20 protein-coding genes are annotated in these 19,873 nt (G+C 64.2%); 7 read left to right on the top strand and 13 right to left on the bottom strand.

Annotation, left to right across the window (positions count from 1 at the left end):
- Window positions 1-63: 63 nt before the first annotated feature.
- Together SPO_RS05555 and SPO_RS05550 are read right to left on the bottom strand one after the other, a co-directional pair.
- Complete coding sequence (locus SPO_RS05555; protein WP_044027984.1) at window positions 64-696, bottom strand: hypothetical protein; 633 nt, start codon at window positions 694-696, stop codon at window positions 64-66.
- Between the two features lie 141 nt (window positions 697-837).
- Window positions 838-2,370, bottom strand: coding sequence for an acyl-CoA carboxylase subunit beta (locus tag SPO_RS05550; RefSeq protein WP_011046841.1), 1,533 nt, complete (start codon window positions 2,368-2,370; stop codon window positions 838-840).
- Window positions 2,371-2,552: 182 nt separating this feature from the next.
- Between SPO_RS05550 and SPO_RS05545 the strand changes: the two genes are divergently transcribed.
- Complete coding sequence (locus SPO_RS05545; protein WP_011046840.1) at window positions 2,553-3,758, top strand: multidrug effflux MFS transporter; 1,206 nt, start codon at window positions 2,553-2,555, stop codon at window positions 3,756-3,758.
- On the opposite strand, the gene SPO_RS05540 is transcribed toward SPO_RS05545, so the two are convergent.
- A complete protein-coding gene (locus tag SPO_RS05540) occupies window positions 3,702-4,604 on the bottom strand; it encodes a LysR family transcriptional regulator (protein ID WP_011046839.1) in 903 nt (300 codons plus the stop codon). The genes SPO_RS05545 and SPO_RS05540 overlap by 57 nt on opposite strands.
- 97 nt (window positions 4,605-4,701) lie before the next feature.
- On the opposite strand from SPO_RS05540, the gene SPO_RS05535 reads away from it, so the two are divergent.
- Together SPO_RS05535 and SPO_RS05530 are read left to right on the top strand one after the other, a co-directional pair.
- Window positions 4,702-4,989, top strand: a complete 288-nt coding sequence (locus SPO_RS05535; RefSeq protein ID WP_011046838.1) for a YciI family protein — start codon at window positions 4,702-4,704, stop codon at window positions 4,987-4,989.
- Between the two features lie 69 nt (window positions 4,990-5,058).
- The gene (locus tag SPO_RS05530; protein WP_011046837.1) at window positions 5,059-6,456 is read left to right on the top strand and encodes a helix-turn-helix domain-containing protein; all 1,398 of its coding nucleotides are present in this window, start codon (window positions 5,059-5,061) and stop codon (window positions 6,454-6,456) included.
- 72 nt (window positions 6,457-6,528) lie between these two features.
- On the opposite strand, the gene SPO_RS05525 is transcribed toward SPO_RS05530, so the two are convergent.
- From SPO_RS05525 to SPO_RS05515, 3 genes are all read right to left on the bottom strand, one after another.
- Window positions 6,529-6,768 (bottom strand): YdcH family protein, encoded by a 240-nt coding sequence (locus SPO_RS05525; protein ID WP_011046836.1) that lies wholly within the window; start codon window positions 6,766-6,768, stop codon window positions 6,529-6,531.
- Between the two features lie 122 nt (window positions 6,769-6,890).
- Window positions 6,891-8,549 (bottom strand): choline dehydrogenase, encoded by a 1,659-nt coding sequence (gene betA / locus SPO_RS05520; RefSeq protein WP_011046835.1) that lies wholly within the window; start codon window positions 8,547-8,549, stop codon window positions 6,891-6,893.
- 82 nt (window positions 8,550-8,631) lie between these two features.
- Window positions 8,632-9,834, bottom strand: coding sequence for a BCCT family transporter (locus SPO_RS05515; RefSeq protein ID WP_011046834.1), 1,203 nt, complete (start codon window positions 9,832-9,834; stop codon window positions 8,632-8,634).
- 165 nt (window positions 9,835-9,999) lie between these two features.
- Between SPO_RS05515 and betI (SPO_RS05510) the strand changes: the two genes are divergently transcribed.
- Together betI (SPO_RS05510) and SPO_RS05505 are read left to right on the top strand one after the other, a co-directional pair.
- Window positions 10,000-10,581 carry a choline-binding transcriptional repressor BetI gene (betI, locus tag SPO_RS05510; RefSeq protein ID WP_011046833.1) on the top strand — a complete coding sequence of 194 codons (582 nt, stop codon included), beginning with the start codon at window positions 10,000-10,002 and terminating at the stop codon, window positions 10,579-10,581.
- Window positions 10,582-10,746: 165 nt separating this feature from the next.
- Window positions 10,747-11,553 carry an isocitrate lyase/PEP mutase family protein gene (locus SPO_RS05505; RefSeq protein WP_011046832.1) on the top strand — a complete coding sequence of 269 codons (807 nt, stop codon included), beginning with the start codon at window positions 10,747-10,749 and terminating at the stop codon, window positions 11,551-11,553.
- Between the two features lie 20 nt (window positions 11,554-11,573).
- On the opposite strand, the gene SPO_RS05500 is transcribed toward SPO_RS05505, so the two are convergent.
- The 6 genes from SPO_RS05500 to SPO_RS05475 form a co-directional block, all read right to left on the bottom strand.
- The gene (locus tag SPO_RS05500) at window positions 11,574-11,933 is read right to left on the bottom strand and encodes a nuclear transport factor 2 family protein (RefSeq protein WP_011046831.1); all 360 of its coding nucleotides are present in this window, start codon (window positions 11,931-11,933) and stop codon (window positions 11,574-11,576) included.
- 150 nt (window positions 11,934-12,083) lie between these two features.
- Entirely contained in the window at window positions 12,084-13,592 is a 1,509-nt protein-coding gene (gene betC, locus SPO_RS05495) for a choline-sulfatase (RefSeq protein ID WP_011046830.1), read from the bottom strand.
- Window positions 13,589-14,161: a choline-binding transcriptional repressor BetI gene (gene betI / locus SPO_RS05490; protein WP_044027983.1), complete on the bottom strand. Its 573-nt coding sequence runs from the start codon at window positions 14,159-14,161 to the stop codon at window positions 13,589-13,591. The genes betC and betI (SPO_RS05490) overlap by 4 nt, the downstream gene beginning before the upstream one ends.
- A gap of 61 nt (window positions 14,162-14,222) precedes the next feature.
- Window positions 14,223-14,636, bottom strand: coding sequence for a DUF1036 domain-containing protein (locus SPO_RS05485; RefSeq protein WP_051420321.1), 414 nt, complete (start codon window positions 14,634-14,636; stop codon window positions 14,223-14,225).
- A gap of 58 nt (window positions 14,637-14,694) precedes the next feature.
- The gene (locus SPO_RS05480) at window positions 14,695-15,606 is read right to left on the bottom strand and encodes a DMT family transporter (RefSeq protein WP_044027982.1); all 912 of its coding nucleotides are present in this window, start codon (window positions 15,604-15,606) and stop codon (window positions 14,695-14,697) included.
- A 67-nt stretch (window positions 15,607-15,673) separates the two neighbouring features.
- Window positions 15,674-16,285: a LysE/ArgO family amino acid transporter gene (locus tag SPO_RS05475; RefSeq protein WP_011046826.1), complete on the bottom strand. Its 612-nt coding sequence runs from the start codon at window positions 16,283-16,285 to the stop codon at window positions 15,674-15,676.
- 91 nt (window positions 16,286-16,376) lie between these two features.
- On the opposite strand from SPO_RS05475, the gene SPO_RS05470 reads away from it, so the two are divergent.
- Window positions 16,377-17,261, top strand: coding sequence for an ArgP/LysG family DNA-binding transcriptional regulator (locus SPO_RS05470; RefSeq protein ID WP_011046825.1), 885 nt, complete (start codon window positions 16,377-16,379; stop codon window positions 17,259-17,261).
- Window positions 17,262-17,298: 37 nt separating this feature from the next.
- Window positions 17,299-17,991, top strand: coding sequence for a nitroreductase family protein (locus SPO_RS05465; protein ID WP_011046824.1), 693 nt, complete (start codon window positions 17,299-17,301; stop codon window positions 17,989-17,991).
- Between the two features lie 70 nt (window positions 17,992-18,061).
- Here SPO_RS05465 and SPO_RS05460 read toward each other — a convergent pair whose 3' ends face one another.
- Complete coding sequence (locus SPO_RS05460; RefSeq protein WP_011046823.1) at window positions 18,062-19,837, bottom strand: SLC13 family permease; 1,776 nt, start codon at window positions 19,835-19,837, stop codon at window positions 18,062-18,064.
- Window positions 19,838-19,873 lie beyond the last annotated feature (36 nt).

Below are 19,873 nucleotides of genomic sequence, written 5' to 3'. Positions count from 1 at the left end.
GCGGCGGGAAAGCTGGAGCTTCCCGTCAGCGCGCGTGATATGCCAGGTCCTGCAGGCCACGGATTACCAGTTCTTACGCAGCGCAGAAGGGCTGACCGCTGCACCGGGCTTGCAAGTCCGCTTGTAAACTGACGACCCTTCGCAATCATACTTCACAGCGTCGATGAGCCGGATATTCAACTGGTCAACGGCATCGCCATATTCACCCCTCAAGAGAGTTTGGGCAATTTTGATTGCCTCACTAGCTGATTGCCCTGTTTCAGGAATGACAAAAACTGTGCCTGGTTCCGAATTAAAGGAATACGTGATGTCTTCCGGAATAACTGTGGCCTCCCCAAATGCCCCCGACGTCAGTACATACTGCCCCTTCCCCTTAAACCGCACGTTATCGAACAACGCATAAGGCAGCCCTGCATCACGGTCCCGGGTAAACCAGGAAGTACCGATGTCGAAACGGTACATTCCAAAAATGAAGCCGCCGTCTCTTTTTTTGCAATCCTGAACCTTGCCGTTGGCAACCGGGCAAAAAACCGCGCCGGTAAAAGGCGCGTCTTGCTCGCGGGTGTACAGCATCAGGATGTAAACGTCTTTTTGGGAAATCTTTGTTTTTTTGCCCCTCATTGCTTCAGCCTCCCAACCCACGAGGGAAGCAGCAGCCACGAGCGAAGCGAAAAGAGTTTTCTTAATTGAGAACAATGCATTGCTCCTAGTTTTCAAGGCCTCCCACAGGGCAGAAAGCCACTGCGGGAGGAGGTGCTGATAGATTCTTCAGTTCCGTAGGGTGGGTAGTTTGCCCACCCCAACCGTGCAGGTGGGCAAACTGCCCACCCTACGGGGTCAGAGCGGAATGTTGTCGTGCTTCTTCCACGGGTTCTTGAGCGACTTGCCCCGCAGCGAGGCAAAGGCACGGCTGACGCGTTTGCGGGTGCTGCGCGGCTGGATCACTTCGTCGATGAAGCCGCGTTCGGCGGCGACAAACGGGTTGGCGAACCGGCCCTCGTAATCCTTGGTATGGGCGGCGATCTTGTCCGCATCGCCCAGATCGGCACGGTGGATGATCTCGGTCGCGCCCTTGGCGCCCATCACCGCGATCTCGGCGGTCGGCCAGGCATAGTTGAAATCGCCGCGCAGATGCTTGGAGGCCATCACGTCATAGGCGCCGCCATAGGCCTTGCGGGTGATCACGGTGACCTTTGGCACGGTCGCCTCGCCATAGGCGAACAGCAGCTTGGCGCCATGCTTGATGACACCGCCATACTCCTGGCTGGTGCCCGGCAGGAAGCCCGGCACATCGACCAGCGTCAGGATCGGGATTTCGAAACAGTCGCAGAAGCGCACGAAGCGTGCCGCCTTGCGGCTGGAGTCGATGTCCAGACAGCCGGCCAGAATCATCGGCTGGTTGGCCACGACGCCCACGGTCTGCCCTTCGAGCCGGATGAAGCCGGTGATGATGTTCTTGGCGAAATCCTCCTGGATTTCATAGAAATCACCCTCGTCCGCGATCTTGTTGATCAGCTCTTTCATGTCATAGGGCGTGTTGGCGTTTTCCGGCACCAAAGTGTCGAGGCTGGCCTCGATCCGGCCCGGCTCGTCGAAGAAGGGGCGCACGGGCGGCTTCTCACGGTTGTTGAGCGGCAGGAAATCGACCAGGCGGCGGACCTCGGCCAGCGCCTCGACATCGTTCTCAAAGGCGCCGTCGGCGACCGAGGACTTGCGGGTATGGGTCGAGGCACCGCCCAGTTCCTCGGCGGTGACCACCTCGTTGGTGACGGTTTTCACCACATCCGGGCCGGTCACGAACATGTAGGAGGTGTCCTTGACCATGAAGATGAAGTCGGTCATCGCCGGGGAATAAACCGCGCCACCGGCACAGGGCCCCATGATCACGCTGATCTGGGGCACCACTCCACTCGCCATGATGTTGCGCTGGAACACCTCGGCATAGCCGGCCAGCGAGGCGACGCCTTCCTGGATCCGCGCGCCGCCCGAATCGTTGATGCCGATCACCGGGGCGCCGTTCTGCACCGCCATATCCATGATCTTGCAGATCTTCTGGGCGTGGGTTTCCGACAGCGAGCCGCCGAAGACGGTGAAATCCTGACTGAACACATAGACCATGCGGCCATTGATCGTGCCCCAGCCGGTGACCACGCCATCGCCCGCAGGTCGTTGTTTTTCCATCCCGAAATCGGTGCAGCGGTGGCTGACGAACATGTCGAACTCTTCGAAGCTGTCTTCGTCCAGCAGCAGTTCGATCCGCTCGCGCGCCGTCAGCTTGCCCCGGGCATGCTGGGCGTCGATCCGCTTTTGCCCGCCCCCCAACCGCGCGGCCTCGCGGCGGGTTTCCAGCTCGGAAAGGATGTCTTTCATGGCGATTGTCCCCTTTGAAATTTGAACGGACCATAAAGACAATGCTGCAAGGGCCAAAGGGGAATTCGGCAAATTTGCAAATCTTTGGCAAGAAGCCGTTAGCAAAATGAAAACTTGCTAATTAACACCTTAAGCCATGCCCAGAGATGGACTTGCCCGCGCGCCGCCCCTAGATCGGAACCATGCAGAGCCCGCCCGCCCCATCGCATCGCAGCCCGCCTGCGCTTGCCACGCTGATCCTGTTGTCGGGCCTCTCGGCCCTGGGCATGAACATCTTCCTGCCCAGCCTGCCCAACATGACCGAATATTTCCAGACCGATTACCGGCTGATGCAGCTTTCGGTCGCGCTGTATCTGGCGGTGAACGCGGCGATGCAGGTGGTGATCGGGCCGCTGGCGGACAAGGCCGGGCGTCGCCCCGTCATCCTGTGGGGGCTGGTCCTGTTCCTGTTCGTCACGTTGGGGTGCATCTATGCGCCCACGGTCGAGGTATTCCTGTTCTTTCGCATGTGCCAGGCGGTGATCGCGGTGGCCATCGTGCTCAGCCGCGCCGCGGTGCGCGACATGTACCAGCAGGACGAGGCCGCCTCGATGCTGGGCTGGGTGACCATGGGCATGGCGGTGGTGCCGATGATCGGCCCCGCGCTGGGCGGCGTGCTGGACCAGTATTTCGGCTGGCAGGCCAATTTCTGGATCCTGTTCGTGCTCGGGGTGGCGGCGCTCATTCTCACCTATGTCGATTTCGGAGAAACCGCGCTGAAAAGCGGCAAGACCCTGATTCAGCAGTTTCGCGAATATCCCGCCCTGCTGACCTCGCCCCGGTTCTGGGGTTATTCGCTGGCCAGCGGCCTGTCTTCGGGGGCGTTCTTTGCCTATCTGGGCGGCGCCCCCTTTGTCAGCACCGAGGTTTTCGGGATGGAGCCCGCGCGCATGGGCCTGTTCTTTGGCGCCCCGGCGCTGGGGTATTTCGCCGGCAACTTCGTCAGCGGCGCCTTTTCGGTCCGGGTCGGGGTCGACCGGATGGTGCTGTGGGGCTGCCTGATGAACGCGCTTGGCGTGACGCTGTCGCTGGTCACGCTGCTGGCCGGTTTTGGGTCGGAATACAGCTTCTTTGGGTTCATGACACTGGTTGGGCTGGGCAACGGCATGGCGATCCCCAATGCCACCGCCGGCGCGCTGTCGGTGCGCCCGCATCTGGCGGGCAGCGCCTCGGGGCTGAACGGCGCCATCATGCTGGGGGGCGGCGCCGCGCTGAGCGCCTGGGCCGGCGCCCTGCTGTCGCCTGAAACCGGCGCGATGCCGCTGTTGCTGCTGATGCTGGCCACCGCCCTCTTAGGGGTTGTCGCCATTTTCTCGGTGATCTGGCGGGCGCGTCGACTGGGCCTGTGACATCCGCGCCGCAAAGGCTCGTTCGACCCACTCCATCGCCAGACGCACCCTGTCCAGCTCGCGCAGATCACGGCGCACCATCAGCCAGACTTCGCGCCTTGGCAAGGCAACATGGGGGAACGGCACCTCGACCAGACGCGCATCGGCATCCGCGATGGCACGCGGCAACAATGTCCTGCCATGCCCGGCACAGACCATCTGGAACAGGGACTCGGCATCGTTGACCGCGACCGCAAAACCACCCTCTGCCTCGGCCGCCCGCGCAATCGCCGCCGCATGCGAGAGATAGCCCATCCGCGGCTCGTACCCGATCCAGGGCATCGGCCCCGCAGCGCCCCGCGCGCCATAGGCAGCATAGTCCAGATCGCCCAGCTTGCGCGCCAGAACGCCCTGCCCGCCCTCTGTCGGACGCGCCAGACGCAGCGCGATATCGGCCTCGCCGCGCAACAGGCTGAGATCGCGCGACTCGGCGATCAGCTCGACCCGCAGTCCCGGCGCCGCCGCGCGCAGGTCGGAGAGGGCCGGCAACAGGACATGATTGATGATCAACGGCACCGACGTCAGGCGCACCGTTCCCAGCGGCGCGGCATGATCGGCCATGATCCGGGCATCCACCGCCCGCATCTCGTCGCGCATGACCTCGGCATGCCGGTGCAGCACCTGGCCGAAGTCGGTAAGGCCCAGCCCCGGCCCGCGCGGTTCGACAAGCGGACGCCCAAGCGCTGCCTCCATCGCGCGAAGACGCCGCGACACGGTGGTCTTGTCCACCCCAAGGGACCGGGCCGCCCCTTTGAGGCTGCCCGCCTGCGCAACCGCCAGCAGATACCGCATGTCGTCCCAGTTCATGACTGCAATCTTGCATCTGTTGGCTGCAATTTTCCACCCTGCACGGTGGATTTGCAGCATGTCACCCTGCCGGTATCCAAACCGAAAGGGAGCTATCATGCTTTTCTGCGTCACGTTTCAGGACAATCCGGGCAAGGAACATCTGCGCCAGCGCCACATGGCCGAGCACCTTGCCTTTCTCGCAACCCAGGGCGCGGCCATCCGCGGCGCCGGACCGCTGTTCGAGGGCGCCCAAGGGCGCGGTGGCATGTGGCTGATCGAGGCCGGGACCCGCGCCGATGTGCAGGCTCTGGTCGAACAGGACCCGTTCTGGCCCACTGGCCTGCGCAAGGAGGTCACGATCCTGGAATGGCGACAGGTCTTTTGCGACGGCCAACCGCTCTGACCTTGCCGTTCCCGCTTTGCAAACGTAGCCTGTGCAGAAGGTAAACTTGCAAAGAGTCGGCACCCGATCATGGCCACCCAGAAACTCTATGCCGGCGCCAAGCTGCGCGAGATCCGCAACCGCCTGTCGCTGACGCAAAAGGATTTCGCCGCCAAGCTGGGCGTGTCGCTGCCCTATCTGAACCAGATGGAGAACAACAACCGCCCGGTCTCGACCTCGGTGGTGCTGGCGCTGGCGCAGGAATTCGGGCTGGACGTGACCGAACTGAGCACCGGCGACAGCGAGCGGCTGGTCAGTGACATGCGCGAGGCGCTGGCCGACCCGATCTTTGCCGATGCGATGCCGCCGCTCGCCGATCTGCGCCTGACCGCGTCCAATGCGCCAGCGCTGGCGCGCGCCTTTATCGAGCTACACCGCACATACCGGCAGACCCATGAACGGCTGGCTTCGCTGGACGAGGCGCTGGGACGCGAGGATGCCCGCATCCAGGCCAGCCCCTGGGAGGAGGTGCGCGACTTCTTCCATTATTGTGACAACTACATCGACGCGGTCGATCACGCGGCAGAACGGTTCGCAGCCCGGGCCCAGACCGACGGTGTACGCGGCGCGGCGCTGGCCGCGCTGGCCGATCGCGGCATCACGGTCGAGCTGGCCGATATCGAGGCACTGCGCCAGTACGATCCCGCAACGCGCCTGCTGCGCCTGTCGACCCGCAGCGCGCCCCAGACCCAGGTCTTTCAGTTGCTCTTGCAGGTGGCGCTGCTCAGCCAGAACTCGCTGCTCGAGGCAACGCTCGATTTCGCCCGTTTTCACAGCGAAGAGGCGCGCGCCATCGCCAAGATCGGGCTGGCCAACTATTTCGCCGGTGCCGCCCTGATGCCATATGGCATCTTCCTGGAGGCCGCGCAGCAGACCCGCCACGATCTGGAACGGCTCAGCACCCGCTTTGGCGCCTCGATCGAACAGGTGGCGCATCGCCTCTCGACCCTGCAACGACCGGGCGCCAAGGGTATCCCCTTCTTCTTTGTCCGGGTCGATCAGGCGGGAACGATCACCAAACGCCACTCGGCCACACGGCTGCAATTTGCCCGCTTTGGTGGCGCCTGCCCGCTCTGGAACGTGCACCGCGCCTTTGAAACGCCAGGGCATTTCCTGCGACAACTGGCGGAAACGCCTGATGGTGTGCGCTATATCTCGCTGGCGCGCGACGTGTCCAAGACAGGGGGGTCCTTCGGGGCGCCGGTGCGGCGCTATGCGATCGGGCTCGGCTGCGAGGTGCGCCATGCCGATCAGCTGGTCTATGCTGACAACCTCGATGTCAGCAACGCCAGCGCCTATGAGCCGATCGGCATTTCCTGCCGCATCTGCGAGCGCAAGACCTGCCACCAACGCTCGGTGCCGCCGTTGGAACGGCGCCTGACCATCGACAGCGACCATCGCGGCACCCTGCCCTATGAGGTCAACTGATCTTCATTTTGCTGAAAATACTCCGGGAGCGGCGCCGAAAGGCGACGGGGGCAGCGCCCCCGCGCCTTTTGTTCAGACCTTGGACAGGATGCCCCAGATCTCATCCTTGAGCGCCGCGCGCTTCTTGCGCAGCTCGACCTCGGCCAGTTCCTCCATAGGTTCCACGTTGGTCTCGGCCCGGTGCACCGCCCGGTTGATCTCGTGATACTCGTCCGCCAGTTTGGAAAAATGCGCATCCGACTGCTTGAGCTGGCTCATCAGATCGACCTTTTCGGGGAATTCCTCGGCCAGTTCATGCGGGGTATGGGACATCCGTTCGCTCCTTTTTCAATGTCAGCCCAGAGGCTAGCCGCCCACCACAGGACCGGACATTGACAGGGATCAAATCGGGTGCGGCAGGGGAGATTTTTCGACGAAAAATCTCTGCCCCCGCCTCAACGTTGCGAGGCCTCCCAGCGCGGGTTGATCCAGGGGATGTCATTGGCGCGCGGCAGCGGGTCGCGGCCCAGGATATGGTCCGACATCTTCTCGCCCACCATGATCGAGGGCGCGTTGAGGTTGCCATTGGTGATCTGCGGAAAGATCGAGCTGTCGGCCACCCGCAGCCCCTCGACCCCGATCACCCGGCCTTGCCCGTCGACCACCGCATTGCGGTCGCTCGCCCGGCCCATGCGGCAGCTGCCGCAGGGGTGATAGGCGCTTTCGGCATGTTCGGCGATAAAGGCATTGAGCTCCTCGTCGCTTTGCACCGCCGCTCCGGGCTGGATTTCCTTGCCGGCATAGGGTTTGAACGCGTCCTGGCCAAAGATCTCGCGCGTCAGCCGGATGCAGGTGCGGAAATCGGCCCAGTCCTTTTCGTGGCTCATGTAGTTGAAGCGGATCACCGGCGCGTCCTCGGGCCGGTCCGAGCGCAGGGTGACCGCCCCGCGCGAGGGCGAGCGCATCGGCCCCACATGGGCCTGGAAGCCATGGCCCTCGGCAGCGGCCTGCCCGTCATAGCGCACCGCGATGGGCAGGAAGTGATACTGGATATCCGGATAGGGAACGCCGGGCTGCGAGCGGATGAAGGCCGCGCTTTCGAACTGGTTCGAGGCGCCCAGACCGGTCTTGGTGAACAGCCATTGCGCGCCGATCGCCGCCTTGCCCAACAGGTTCCAGTATTTGTAGAGCGTCACCGGCTGAATCGCGGCCTGCTGGATGTAAAGCTCCAGATGGTCCTGCAGATTGGCCCCCACGCCGGGGCGGTCGGCCACAACCGCGATGCCATGTTCGGCCAGATGCGCCGCAGGGCCGATGCCTGACAGCATCAGCAGTTTCGGCGAGTTGATCGACGAGGCCGCGATGATCACCTCGCGCCGGGCGCGGATCACCTCGGCCTTGCCGCCCCGGATGATCTCGACCCCGGTGGCGCGGCCCGCGTCCATCACCACGCGGGCTGCCAGCCCGCGCAGGATATCGCAATTCTCGCGCTTGAGCGCCGGTTTCAGATAGGCATTGGCCGCCGACCAGCGCCGCCCTTTCCAGACGGTCTGCTCCATCGGGCCGAAGCCCTCTTGCTTCTCGCCGTTATAGTCGCCGGTCACCTCGTAACCCGCCTGCTTACCTGCATCGACAAAGGCCTTGAACAGCGGGTTGGTGCGCGGGCCACGGGTCACATGCAACGGCCCGTCGGTGCCGCGCCAGCTGGCATCGCCACCATGGCCGCCATCGTGCCAGGTCTCCATCCGCTTGAAATAGGGCAGCACGTCGGCATAGGCCCAGCCATCTGCCCCCATCTCGGACCAGGTGTCGAAATCCATCGCATGGCCGCGCACATAGACCATGCCGTTGATCGAGGAGGACCCGCCGATCACCTTGCCGCGCGGGCAGACCAGGCGGCGGTTGTTCAGATGCGGTTCGGGCTCGGACAGGTAACCCCAGTCATAGCGCGACATGTTCATCGGATAGCTGAGCGCGGCGGGCATCTGGATGAACGGCCCGGCATCGGTGCCGCCATGTTCGATCACCAGAACCGAGGCCCCCGCCCCGCTGAGCCTGTAGGCCATGGCGCAGCCCGCGCTGCCCGCCCCCACGATGACAAAATCCGCTTCCATCCGTCTGTCTTTCCTTGCTGCCGGCGCCGCCTTGCGCACGCCAAAGTGGGGACCCGGCCCGCAAGGGCCGGGTCCGGTTGTGTCAATGCACGCTTTCGACCTTGTGGAAGTCGAGCGCGCGGTCCTCGGGGGATGTCCTGATCGCCATCACCGTGCTGCGGTGACGCAGCGCGATGAACAGGACGCAGGCCAGGTACAGGCCGATCACGATCGAGCCGACCCACTGGATCTGGAGCCACTGGCTCTGGAACAGCAAGGTCAGCGCGAACAGCACTCCGACATTGCCCGCGATATAGACCGGACGGCCCAGCCGCTCGACCGTGATCGACAGGTTGTCGGTGTAAAGCCGGATCAGCGAGTCCAGCGAGTTGATGACAAAGGTGATACCCACCACGATCATCGCGACATTGGTCAGCCCGGCGGTGCTGATCCCGTTCTCGTGATAGAAATAGAGGACCGAGAACCAGATCGCCAAGGGGATCGAGGGGAACACCAGGAGCGCGATCAGCAATTGCCAGGTCTTCAGCCCGCCGACAAAGCGCGAGGTGAACTGGCCGATCATGATCGACCATGCAAACCACCAGAACAGGTAGAAGGCGTGGTAATCGGTCAGCGGCAGCACGAACTCATGCAGGTTGCCGAAATAGGCGCCCAGCAGGCCAAGGTTCTGGCCGACCCCGCCCAGCCCCATGCCCGCCGCTGCCCACATGCCCAGGATCAGCGCCAGGAACAGAAAGGTCGAACCGACCGAGAGCACGCGCACATATTTCAGATCGGTCGAGGAATAGGCCGCCGCCAGGATGGTCAGGAACACGATGACATAAAAGGCGGGCACCACCGTCTCGCCATCGCCGATCTCGGGAATGTAGCCCGGCAGGTAGATCAGAAACAGGCTGGCGGTAAAGGCGCAGGTGCCGATGATGACGATGTTGTTGACCAGCTTCACCAGCGGGATCTCGAAAAACCCGACGCGGGGTTCGATGACGCAGAAATAGAAGGCGGTCAGGAAGTAGAAGGCCCAGATCAGGAAGCCCCAGAACCCGAACTCGATCGCGAGCGGGTTGGCAAAGGCATAGGCCGGATCCTCGGCATAGCCGCCGAATTCGGCAAGCGGGAACATGATCAGCCCGACATCCAGGCCGGATGTGAACAGGATCGCGATGAAGGTGAACAGATGCACCGGCGTCGGGCCGATACACTCTACGTCGCGCCATTTGATGACGCAAAAGGCCACCAGACCAAAGGTCAGCAGCAGCCCAATGCTCAAGATCGAATTCAGGATCATGGTCCCTCCCTGGGTTCACGCCCGCCCTCTCCTCCGGGCCGGGTCGAATGATGCGGGAAATTAGCACAATAACCTGATCAAAAGAACCAAAACTTGAACAGTCGTTCAAGTTTTTCGATAATCCTTTAAACTTGAACCCTTTGGCCGATTGGCCAATATGGCCGCATGAGACGCAAACGCATTCGGGACATCCGCAATGACGAGCTGGTCGCCGCCGCGATCCGGTCGTTGCATCAGCGAGGATTCGGCTCGGTCACCATGGCCGAGATCGCGGGCGAGGCCGGGGCCTCGGCGGCGTCGATCAACTATTACTTCGGGTCCAAGGACCGGCTGATGGAAGAGACCATGCGCCGCCTGTTGTCGATCCTGCATGCCGCCCTGCTGTCCCGGCTGGCCAAGGCAAAGACACCGCGCGACCGGCTGCTGGCCATCGTCGAGGCCAATTTCGACGATACGCTGTTCACGCCGGCGCAATGTTCGGTCTGGGTGCAGTTCTGGGCCAATGCGCCCTATACCAACAGCCTGTCACGGCTGCATCGGATCAACCGGGCGCGGGTCGCCTCGAACCTGCGGCACGAGTTGCGCGCCCTGCTGCCCGACCCCGCGCGCAGCTGGGTACAGACCAGCATCCAGGCCTATATGGACGGCATCTGGATCGAGGCGGCACAGGCCGACTCGGTCCCCGACGCGGCACAGGCGCGGGCGGATGCCTGCGCGCTGACCGAAATGCTGCTGGAGCGGGGGTGACAAGGCGCGAGCCCCGGAGACCCCAAGCCCGCCGGGGCATCAGCGGGCAGCAAGGCGCGCGCGACTTTGCTAATTCCCGTGCTCGAAACGATAGGTAACGGGGCCGATTGACGGTATGCTGAGCGCAACCGAAACACGCCCCAAGGCGCACAATGGAGGCACATCATGGGCCGCGACAAACTGACTGAACGTTTCCGGACCCTGCATGTCCCCGGCAATCCGCTGGTGATGCCGAACCCCTGGGATATCGGGTCGGCCAAGGTGATGGCCCGGCTGGGTGCGCAGGCGCTGGCGACAACCTCGTCGGGGTATGGCTTTACCCTGGGTCTGGCGGATGGCGGGCAGATTTCGCGCGACATCGCCTTGCAGCATGCCGCCGATATCTGCGCCGCCGTCGATCTGCCGGTGAACGGCGATTTCGAGAACGGGTTCGGCGACAGCCCCGACACCGTGGCCGAGACGGTGCGGCTGGCGGCAGAGGCGGGGCTGGCCGGGGTCTCGATCGAGGACACCATGATGCCCTCCAAGGAGTTTTATCCCTTCGATCTGGCCCTGGCCCGGATCGAGGCGGCCGTGGCCGCCGCCCGTGCGGCGGGGATCGTGCTGACCGCACGCGCGGATGGCTGCATGACGGGCAATTACGATCAGGCCGAGGCACTGCGCCGCTGCATCGCCTTTGCCCGGGCGGGTGCGGATGTGATCTATGCGCCGCTTGTCGATGCCGATACCACCCGGGCGCTGGTGGCCACCGGGACGCCGGTCAACCTGCTGGCGGCGGGAGAGATGCGGGATCTGACGACTGAACAGATGGGCGCGCTGGGGGTCGCCCGGATCTCCATCGGTGGCGGCTTGGCCCGGGTGACGCAGCAGATCCTGCTGGACGGCACCCGCGCCATGCTGGAGCGTGGCGATTTTACCCTGCTGAAAGGCGCGGCCAATGTGGCAGAGGTCGAGGCTTTGCTGAACGGGTAAGGTCCGGTAACCCGGCCCATTCAGCGGATGCGATAAACCTTTGACACGATGCGCCAGCTGCCCTCGTGCAACAGGACCGTGAGAAAATCGTCAAAGCGCATGCCTGCCCAATCGTTTTCGACATGGAGCATCGCGATGTCCCCCTGCACCGAAACCGAACTGATCGCCCAGAACGGATCGGTTTCCGCGTCAGCCGCGTCCTCGCACATTGCGATGAACGCGTCGCGGGAGTTCCAGAGCAGCTCTCCTTCGTAGTGGCCCACCTCGCTGGCCTTGCCGAAGAATATCCGTTCCAACGCGGGCCGGTCGCCCCGGGTCATCGCCATCACGTAGGTTTCGACAAGCGCGGTCAACGCGGCGATGTGCTCTGATGTGGTCATGACCTCCCCCTTCTGGGGATAAAAGTCTAGCCGATCAGGGCCCGAAATGCATGCCCGAAGAGAACCGTCTTGCCTATGTAAAACCGCTTGGCAGGGCGCGGAGAGATCGGAGCCACTGTGGCCGTGGCCCGATATCGTTGAGGGATAAGGCTACTCCCCCCTCGGGAACCTCTGGCTTTCCTCCAGATTATCCAGGTTCATGTGGTTGCGCATGTAGCGTTCCGAGGCCTTTTGCAGCGGCTGGTAATCCCAGGGGTAATAGCCTCCCTGGCGCAGCGCCTCGTAAACGACCCAGCGGCGGGCCTGGCTGGCGCGCACCTCGGCATCGAAGCGGTCGAGATCCCAGCGCGCCTGCGACTTTGCACGCAGGCTCTGCACCGTGCCCTGATGATCGGGGTGATCGGCAAGGTTGGTCATCTCATGCGGATCGGCATCCAGATCGAAGAGCTGGTCGGGATCAAGCGCACAGCGGTTGTATTTCCACTTGCCGTAGCGCATCGAAACCAGAGGCGCATAGGATGCCTCGGCGGCGTATTCCATCAGCACCGGCGCGGTGCGCTCGGTGCCGTTGGCCAGCGACACCAGGCTGGTGCCATCGGTCCAGGGCGCGATCTCGGCCATGTCGACACCGGCCAGTTCGCCCAGCGTCGGGGTCACGTCGATGGTAGAAACCGGCGTGTCGATGCGCCCCGGTTCCATGCCCGGCGCGGCCACCATCAGCGGCACCCGGGCGGAGCCTTCGTAGAAGTTCATCTTGAACCACAGCCCGCGCTCGCCCAGCATGTCGCCGTGATCCGAGACAAAGAGGATGATCGCCTCTTGCCGGGTGGTTTCCAGCACCTCGAGGATCTCGCCCAGCTTGTCGTCGAGATAGGAGATATTGGCGAAATAGGCCCGGCGCGACTTGCGGATATCCTCTTCGGTGATGTCGAAATTGCGCCAGTCATTGGCATCGAAGATGCGCTTGGCATGCGGGTCGTGATTGTCATAGCCCAGATCGCCCACCTGCGGCAGCAGGTGCTCGCAATCCTCGTAGAGGTCCCAGTATTTGCGCCGCGCCACATAGGGGTCATGCGGATGGGTGAACGAGACGGTGACGCACCAGGGGCGGTCGTCCTTGCCGCGCGCCAGATCGTAAAGCTTGGCCTTGGCGTGATAGGCGACCTCGTCGTCATATTCCATCTGGTTGGTGATCTCGGCCACGCCCGCGCCGGTGACCGAGCCCATGTTGTGATACCACCAGTCGATACGCTCGCCCGGTTTGCGATAGTCGGGCGTCCAGCCGAAATCGGCCGGATAGATATCGGTGGTCAGCCGCTCCTCGAACCCGTGCAGCTGGTCGGGGCCGACGAAATGCATCTTGCCCGACAGGCAGGTGTAATAGCCCGCGCGGCGCAGGTGATGGGCATAAGTCGGGATATCGCTGCGGAACTCGGCGGCGTTGTCATAGACCCCGGTGCGCGAGGGCAACTGGCCGGACATGAAGCTGGCCCGCCCCGGCGCGCAAAGCGGGCTGGCGGTATAGGCATTGGCAAACCGGGTCGAGCGCGCCGCCAGCCGTTTCAGATTGGGCGCGTGCAGCCAGTCGGCGGGACCGTCGGGAAACAGGGTACCGTTCAGCTGATCCACCATCAGGATCAGGATATTGGGTCGGGTCATCTACCAGCCTCGATCAGGGTATCAAGAACGCGCAGCGCATGGGCGCAGGCCAGATCGGGCTCTCCGGGGGCGCCCAGCGCGGCCTGGATGTAGAGCCCGTCGATCAGCGCGCGCAAATCGTTGGCCACCTCGCCCGGGTTGCGCACCACGGGGCGCAGGGCATGGACCAGGTTGGAATACAGCCGCGACTGATAGATGCGCCACAGACGCAGCGCGTCGTCATTGGTCTGCGACAACACGTAAAAGGTCATCCAGGCCGCGATCACATCCGGGGTGAAACAGGAATGCGCGAAACAGGCCCGCACGATCGCCTGCGGGCGGTCGGCTGGCGTGCTGCCTTTCATCTCGGCCCGCGCCTCGTCGCCGAACTCGCTCAGGATATGGCGCATGGCGGCCAGAAAAATCTGGTCCTTGCCGCCGAAATAGTGATGCGCCAGCGCGCTGGACATGCCCGCCCGTTTGGCGATCTGGCTGACGGTGACATCCAGACTTTTCTGCACGCCCAGTTCTGCTATCGTCGCCTTGACGATCGCGTCGCGCCTGATCGGTTCCATTCCGATTTTCGGCATGCCCACTCCTCAGCGCCAATAGATTCCAGAAAACGCTAGGGAATTTTTATTGACGCGTCAATCAATCCTCGCCGATGCGTGTGATGGGGGACAGATCAAGACGAAAACCGGTGGCGCGGGGGCCGGTGTCGACCTCGCGGAACAGATTGGTGATCAGACCGCGGTCACGGCAGTTCTCGGCGCCGACAATGTCAAAGACACCCTGTTTGACGCAAAAGGCGATGTCCTGATGATCGAACACCCATCCCTCGGCCAGCGCGGTCACGTAATAGTAGCGATTGCTCAGATCGCCCTCGAGCACGGTCTGGCATTGATCCGGTTCGAACACGTACCACCCCTGGCTGTTCCAGTCCTCGCCGCCGCGATAGGCGAGCGCCACCGATTGCACAACCGGCGTGTCGTTGCAGATCTCAAGTTCCGCCTGCGCCGTTCCGGGCGCCAGCAACAGGCAAAGAATGGCAATCGCGCGTGTCATGCGCCCTCCTGTTTTCGCGCCCGAGCCTATGCGGCTGGCGGGCAACCGTGCAAGCGGCTCAAAGCTTGGGCGCGATGCTGGGCGGGGTGATCGGGCGCCGTTTCAGCACCGCCTCGCGCCAGGTGATGAAACTGACCGAGGCCAGGATCAGCGTGCCGCCAGCGACCACCCAGATATCGACCCCCTCGCCAAAGACCAGCGCGCCCAGCAAGGTGGCCCAGATCAGCTGCAGAAAGGTGACCGGCTGGGTCACCGCCACCGGCGCGGCCTGAAGCGCAAGCGTCATGAAGTAATGCCCGGCAGTGGCGAAACTGGCGATGGCGAACAGCACCGCCAGCTGTTGCCAGCTGGGCGTCTGCCAGACCGCCACCGCAAAGGGGATCATCGCCACCGTGACCCAGATCGACAGATGCGCCACCACCACGGCGGGGCTCAGATCGGCGACCGCCGCCTTGGCCAGCAGATAGGACCCACCCAGTGTCAGCGTGGTGCCAAGCATGGCCAGATGACCGGGCGAGATCTCGCGAAAGCCGGGCCGCAGGATGATCGCGGCGCCGATCAGCGCCACGAAGATTGCCGTAATCCTCCGCGCCGCCAGAGTTTCGCCCAGGAACAGTGCCGCGCCCAGGCTGACATAGATCGGGGTCAGATAGTTCATCGCGGTGACCTCGGCCAGCGGGATCCGGGTCATCGCAAAGAACCACAGCATCACCCCCACCGCATGGATGGCGCCGCGCAGGCCGAACATGGTCCAGTGCCGCCGGGTCAGCCGCGCCGCCAGCAGACTTCGCAGCGCCGGCAGCACAAAGACGATGCCAAGCAGATAGCGCAGAAAGGCCGACTGGATCGGATGCATCCCCTGCCCCATCGACTTGACCATCGCGGTCATCACCACAAAGCACAGACCCGCCGCAAGCATCCAGAGGATGCCGGCCAGCGGGCGGGAGTCGGCTGTCTGAGGCAAGGGCATATCAGGGTTGAACACCCATTTCCGCGCCGGGGCAACCCTTCACATGCGAACGACCTGCAATAGCCGGTCACATCAGCAGCAGCTTGGCCGCGATGGTCCACATGGTCAGGGCGATCACCGTGTCGAGCACCTGCCAGGCGCGGGGCCGGGCAAAGACCGGCGCCATCAGGCGCGCGCCGTAACCCAGCGAGAAGAAGAAGGTGAAACTGGACAGAACAGCGCCGAGGCCAAAGCCGAGCCGGTCGGGGTATTGCGCCGAGATCGAGCCGATCAGCACCACGGTATCGAGGTAGACATGCGGGTTGAGCCAGGTGAAGGCCAGCACTGTCAGCAGCACCGGGCGCAGGGCGGCTCCTCCGCCCGGGCGGGCGTCCTCGCCGGTCGTCAACGCCTCGGTCTTGGTCAGCGCCGCAAACAGGCTGCGCGCGCCGTACCAGATCAGGAAGGCCGCCCCGCCATAACGCATCAGCGGCTCGAACCAGGGCACGGCCCGGGCCAGCCCGCCAAACCCCGCCACTCCGGCGGCGATCAGCACCGCATCCGACAGCGCGCAGGTCAGGCAGACGGCAAAGACATGCTGACGCCGAAGCCCCTGCCGCAGGACAAAGGCATTCTGCGCCCCGATGGCAAGGATCAGGCCGAAACCAAGGGCAAAGCCGGCGACAATGGCAGAGGACATGGGGTGGGTTCCCGTACTGTTGCCGGGTTTGACTAGAGAGCGGCGCGACTTTAATCCAGTTAAAGATTGTTAGTCTGAATTAGGAACTCTAATGCAGTTCGACCCGCAACAGCTTGCCGCGCTGGCCGCCATCCTGAGACTGGGCAGTTTCGAGGCCGCCGCCGGGGCGCTCTCGGTCACCCCGTCGGCGGTGTCCCAGCGCATCCGCGCGCTGGAAGAGAAGGTGGGCCTGGCGCTGATCCAGCGCGGCCCGCCGGCAACGGGCACCGCCGCCGGTCTGCGGCTGGCGCGCCATGCCGAGGATGTGGGCCTGCTGGAGGCGCAGGTGAGCCGCGATCTGGCGCTGGACCAGGGTGCCGGGCCGGTACGGGTGCGGATCGCTGTCAATGCCGACAGCCTTGCCACCTGGTTTCTGGAGGCGATGACCGGGGTCGAAGATGTGCTGTTCGATCTGGTGATCGACGATCAGGACCATTCCGCCGACTGGCTCAGGCGCGGTGAGGTCGCCGCCGCGATCACCGCCCATGGCAAGCCGGTGCCCGGCTGCGACGCGCACCCGCTGGGCGCGCTGCGCTATATCGCGACCGCCAGCCCCGGCTTCATGCAAGACTGGTTCGCCGAAGGGGTCACCGCGACGGCGCTGGCGCGCGCGCCCTGCCTGACCTTCAGTCCCAAGGACCGGCTGCAAAAAGCCTGGATCGCCGCGCATGTCGCCGAGGCTCTGACACCGCCCACCCATTTCCTGCCCTCGACCCATGCCTTTGTCGATGCGGCGCTAGCCGGGGTCGGCTGGGGGATGAATCCCGAAAGCCTGATCCGGCAGCATGTGGCGCAGGGCAATCTGCATCCGCTGCTGCCGCAGGCGCCGCTGGATGTGCCCCTGACCTGGCAGGTGAGCCGGGTGCTGACCCCGGCGCTTGCCCCCCTGACCCGCGCCGTGCGCCGGGCTGCGAGCCGGGGCTTGATTGCCGGTTGAGCGCACCGGATAAAGGGGCAACCATCAAGGAGATGACATGTTTGCCCGTGACGCGCTGAGCTACGCCGCCCTGCCCTTGCCCGACCGGGTCGAGATGAGTGATGACCAGATGCTGGCGGCGGCCGAGGCGTTTCACGACACCATGCGGCGGCGCCATACGGTGCGCGATTACTCTGACCGGCCGGTACCGCGCGCGGTGATCGAGGCCTGCATCCGTACGGCGGGCACCGCGCCCTCGGGCGCCAATCACCAGCCCTGGCAATTTGTGGCCGTCGCGGACCCGGCGCTGAAGGCACGGATCCGGGAGGAGGCCGAAGAGGAAGAGCGGCGGTTCTATGCGGGTGGTGCGGGCGACGAGTGGATCAAGGCGCTGGAACCCATCGGCACCAATGCGGTGAAAGAGCATCTGACCGTGGCGCCCTGGCTAATCGTGGTCTTTGCCCAGCGCTGGGGGCAGTTCGACGACGGCACCCGGTACAAGAACTACTACGTGCCCGAGAGCGTCAATATCGCCACCGGCTTCCTGCTGGCGGCGCTGCATCATGCGGGGCTGTGCGCGCTGACCCATACGCCCAACCCGATGCGGTTCCTGAATGACGCGCTGGGACGGCCCGCCTCAGAGAAACCCACGATGATCATCGCGGTAGGCCACCCAACCGAGGAAGCAACCGTGCCCGAGGTGGCCAAGATCAAGAAACCTCTGGATCAGATCGCGAGCTTTGCCGAATAGCGGCGCCGTTTTCCGGCACGGAAAACGGGTCGGAAAATTTGCAATTTTCCGATACCGGCTCCCGATCCGGTCACATCGGCCAGAACAGCAGAATAGCCGGGATGGTGACCGCGACGATCAGCAGCTCCAGCGGCAGACCCATCCGCCAGTAATCACCGAAGTGATAGCCGCCGGGGCCAAGGATCAGCGTGTTGTTCTTGTGCCCGATCGGGGTCAGGAATGCCGCCGAGGCCGCCACTGCCACCGCCATCAGGAACGGGTCGGGTGAAACACCCAGCGCATTGGCCATCTGGATGCCCACGGGCGCGGCAACAATGGTCGTTGCGGTGTTGTTGAGCACATCCGACAGCGTCATCGTCACCACCATCAGCACCGTCAGGATGGCCCATGCAGGCCAACCCTCGGTCAGTGTCACCAACCCGCCCGCGATGAGCTGGGTACCGCCCGAGGCCTCCAATGCCGCGCCCAGCGGGATCATCGAGCCCAAAAGCACCACCACCGGCCACTCGATATGGTCGTAGAGCTCGGCAATGGGCAGGATACCGGTCAGCACATAGGCCACAACCACCAGCCCCAGTGCCACCGGCAGGTAGAGAAGCCCGACCGAGGCCGCCAGCACCGCCGCGCCAAAGAGGCCGATGGCCAGCCATGTCTTGTCATTGGCGGTGACGCTCAGGCCCCGCGTGGCCAGTGGCAGGCAGCCCAGCCACTCGGTCACATCCGGCCCCCGGTCGCGCGGGCAGAGCAAGAGCAGGATATCGCCCGGCTGCACCTCGGTCCGGCGAATGTGCTGGGTTATCCTTGTGCCCTGACGCGAGATCCCCATCAGCACCGTGTTCTGCCGCCAGCTGAGGCCCAGCCCCTGCGCGGTGCGCCCGGCGATGCGGGCACCGTCGGTCACCACCACCTCGATCACGTCCAGCCCCTCACCCGCCGCCGTCAGCGCCTGCTGGCGCTCCTTGTCCGAGAAATCGAGGCTGAGCGCGGCGCGGAACTCGTCCAGCGCCTCGGGCGTGGCCTCGATCACCAGCGTGTCGCCAGCGGCCAGGATGGTGTTGGCGGCGCGGCCATAGCGGCGCTGACCGTCGCGGATCAGGCCCAGGATTGCCACGTCGGCCTTTTCCGCCTCGGCATCCAGCTCGGCCAGACGCTTGGTGATATGGGGCGAGCCTTCGGGCACCGTCAGTTCGGCGATATACTCGGCCAGCGCCTCGGCCGCCTCGGCGGCGCCGCCGCCGCGCGTCGGGATCAGGCGCCAGCCGATCAGGGCGACAAAGATCAGTCCCGCCAGCGCCGCCGCGCCGCCAACGGGCGCGAAATCGAACATGCGATAGGGCTCGCCCAGCGCCTCGGCCCGGATCGAGGCGATGATGATATTGGGCGGCGTGCCGATCAGCGTGACCATGCCGCCCAGGATCGTGGCGAAGGACAAGGGCATCAGCGTCAGCGCCGCCGCCCGCCCCGCCTTGCGCGCGGTCTGAATATCGACCGGCATCAGAAGCGCCAGCGCCGCCACATTGTTCATGAAGGCCGACAGCACCGCGCCGATCCCGCCCATCAGCGCGATATGGGCGCCCAGCCCGCGCGAGGCATCGACCAGCGTGCGGGTGATCAGGAACACCGCGCCGGATCGCACCAGCCCGGCGGAGACCACCAGCACCAGCGCCACCACGATGGTGGCGGGATGGCCAAAGCCGGAAAACGCGTCCTTGACCGGGACCAGCCCCAGCACGACACCGGTCAACAAGGCCGAGAACGCCACCAGATCATAGCGGAACCGACCCCAGAGCAGCAGCGCAAAGACCGCCGCAAAGAGCGAGAAGAGCAGGATCTGGTCAAGCGTCATGGGCGAAAACTCCGGTCATCAAAGCAGCTTACCCCG

Source organism: Ruegeria pomeroyi DSS-3 (assembly GCF_000011965.2).
Classification (GTDB): Bacteria; Pseudomonadota; Alphaproteobacteria; order Rhodobacterales; family Rhodobacteraceae; genus Ruegeria_B; species Ruegeria_B pomeroyi.
The sequence above is the reverse complement of the archived record's forward strand: the minus strand, read 5'-3'. Positions and strand labels throughout refer to the sequence as shown.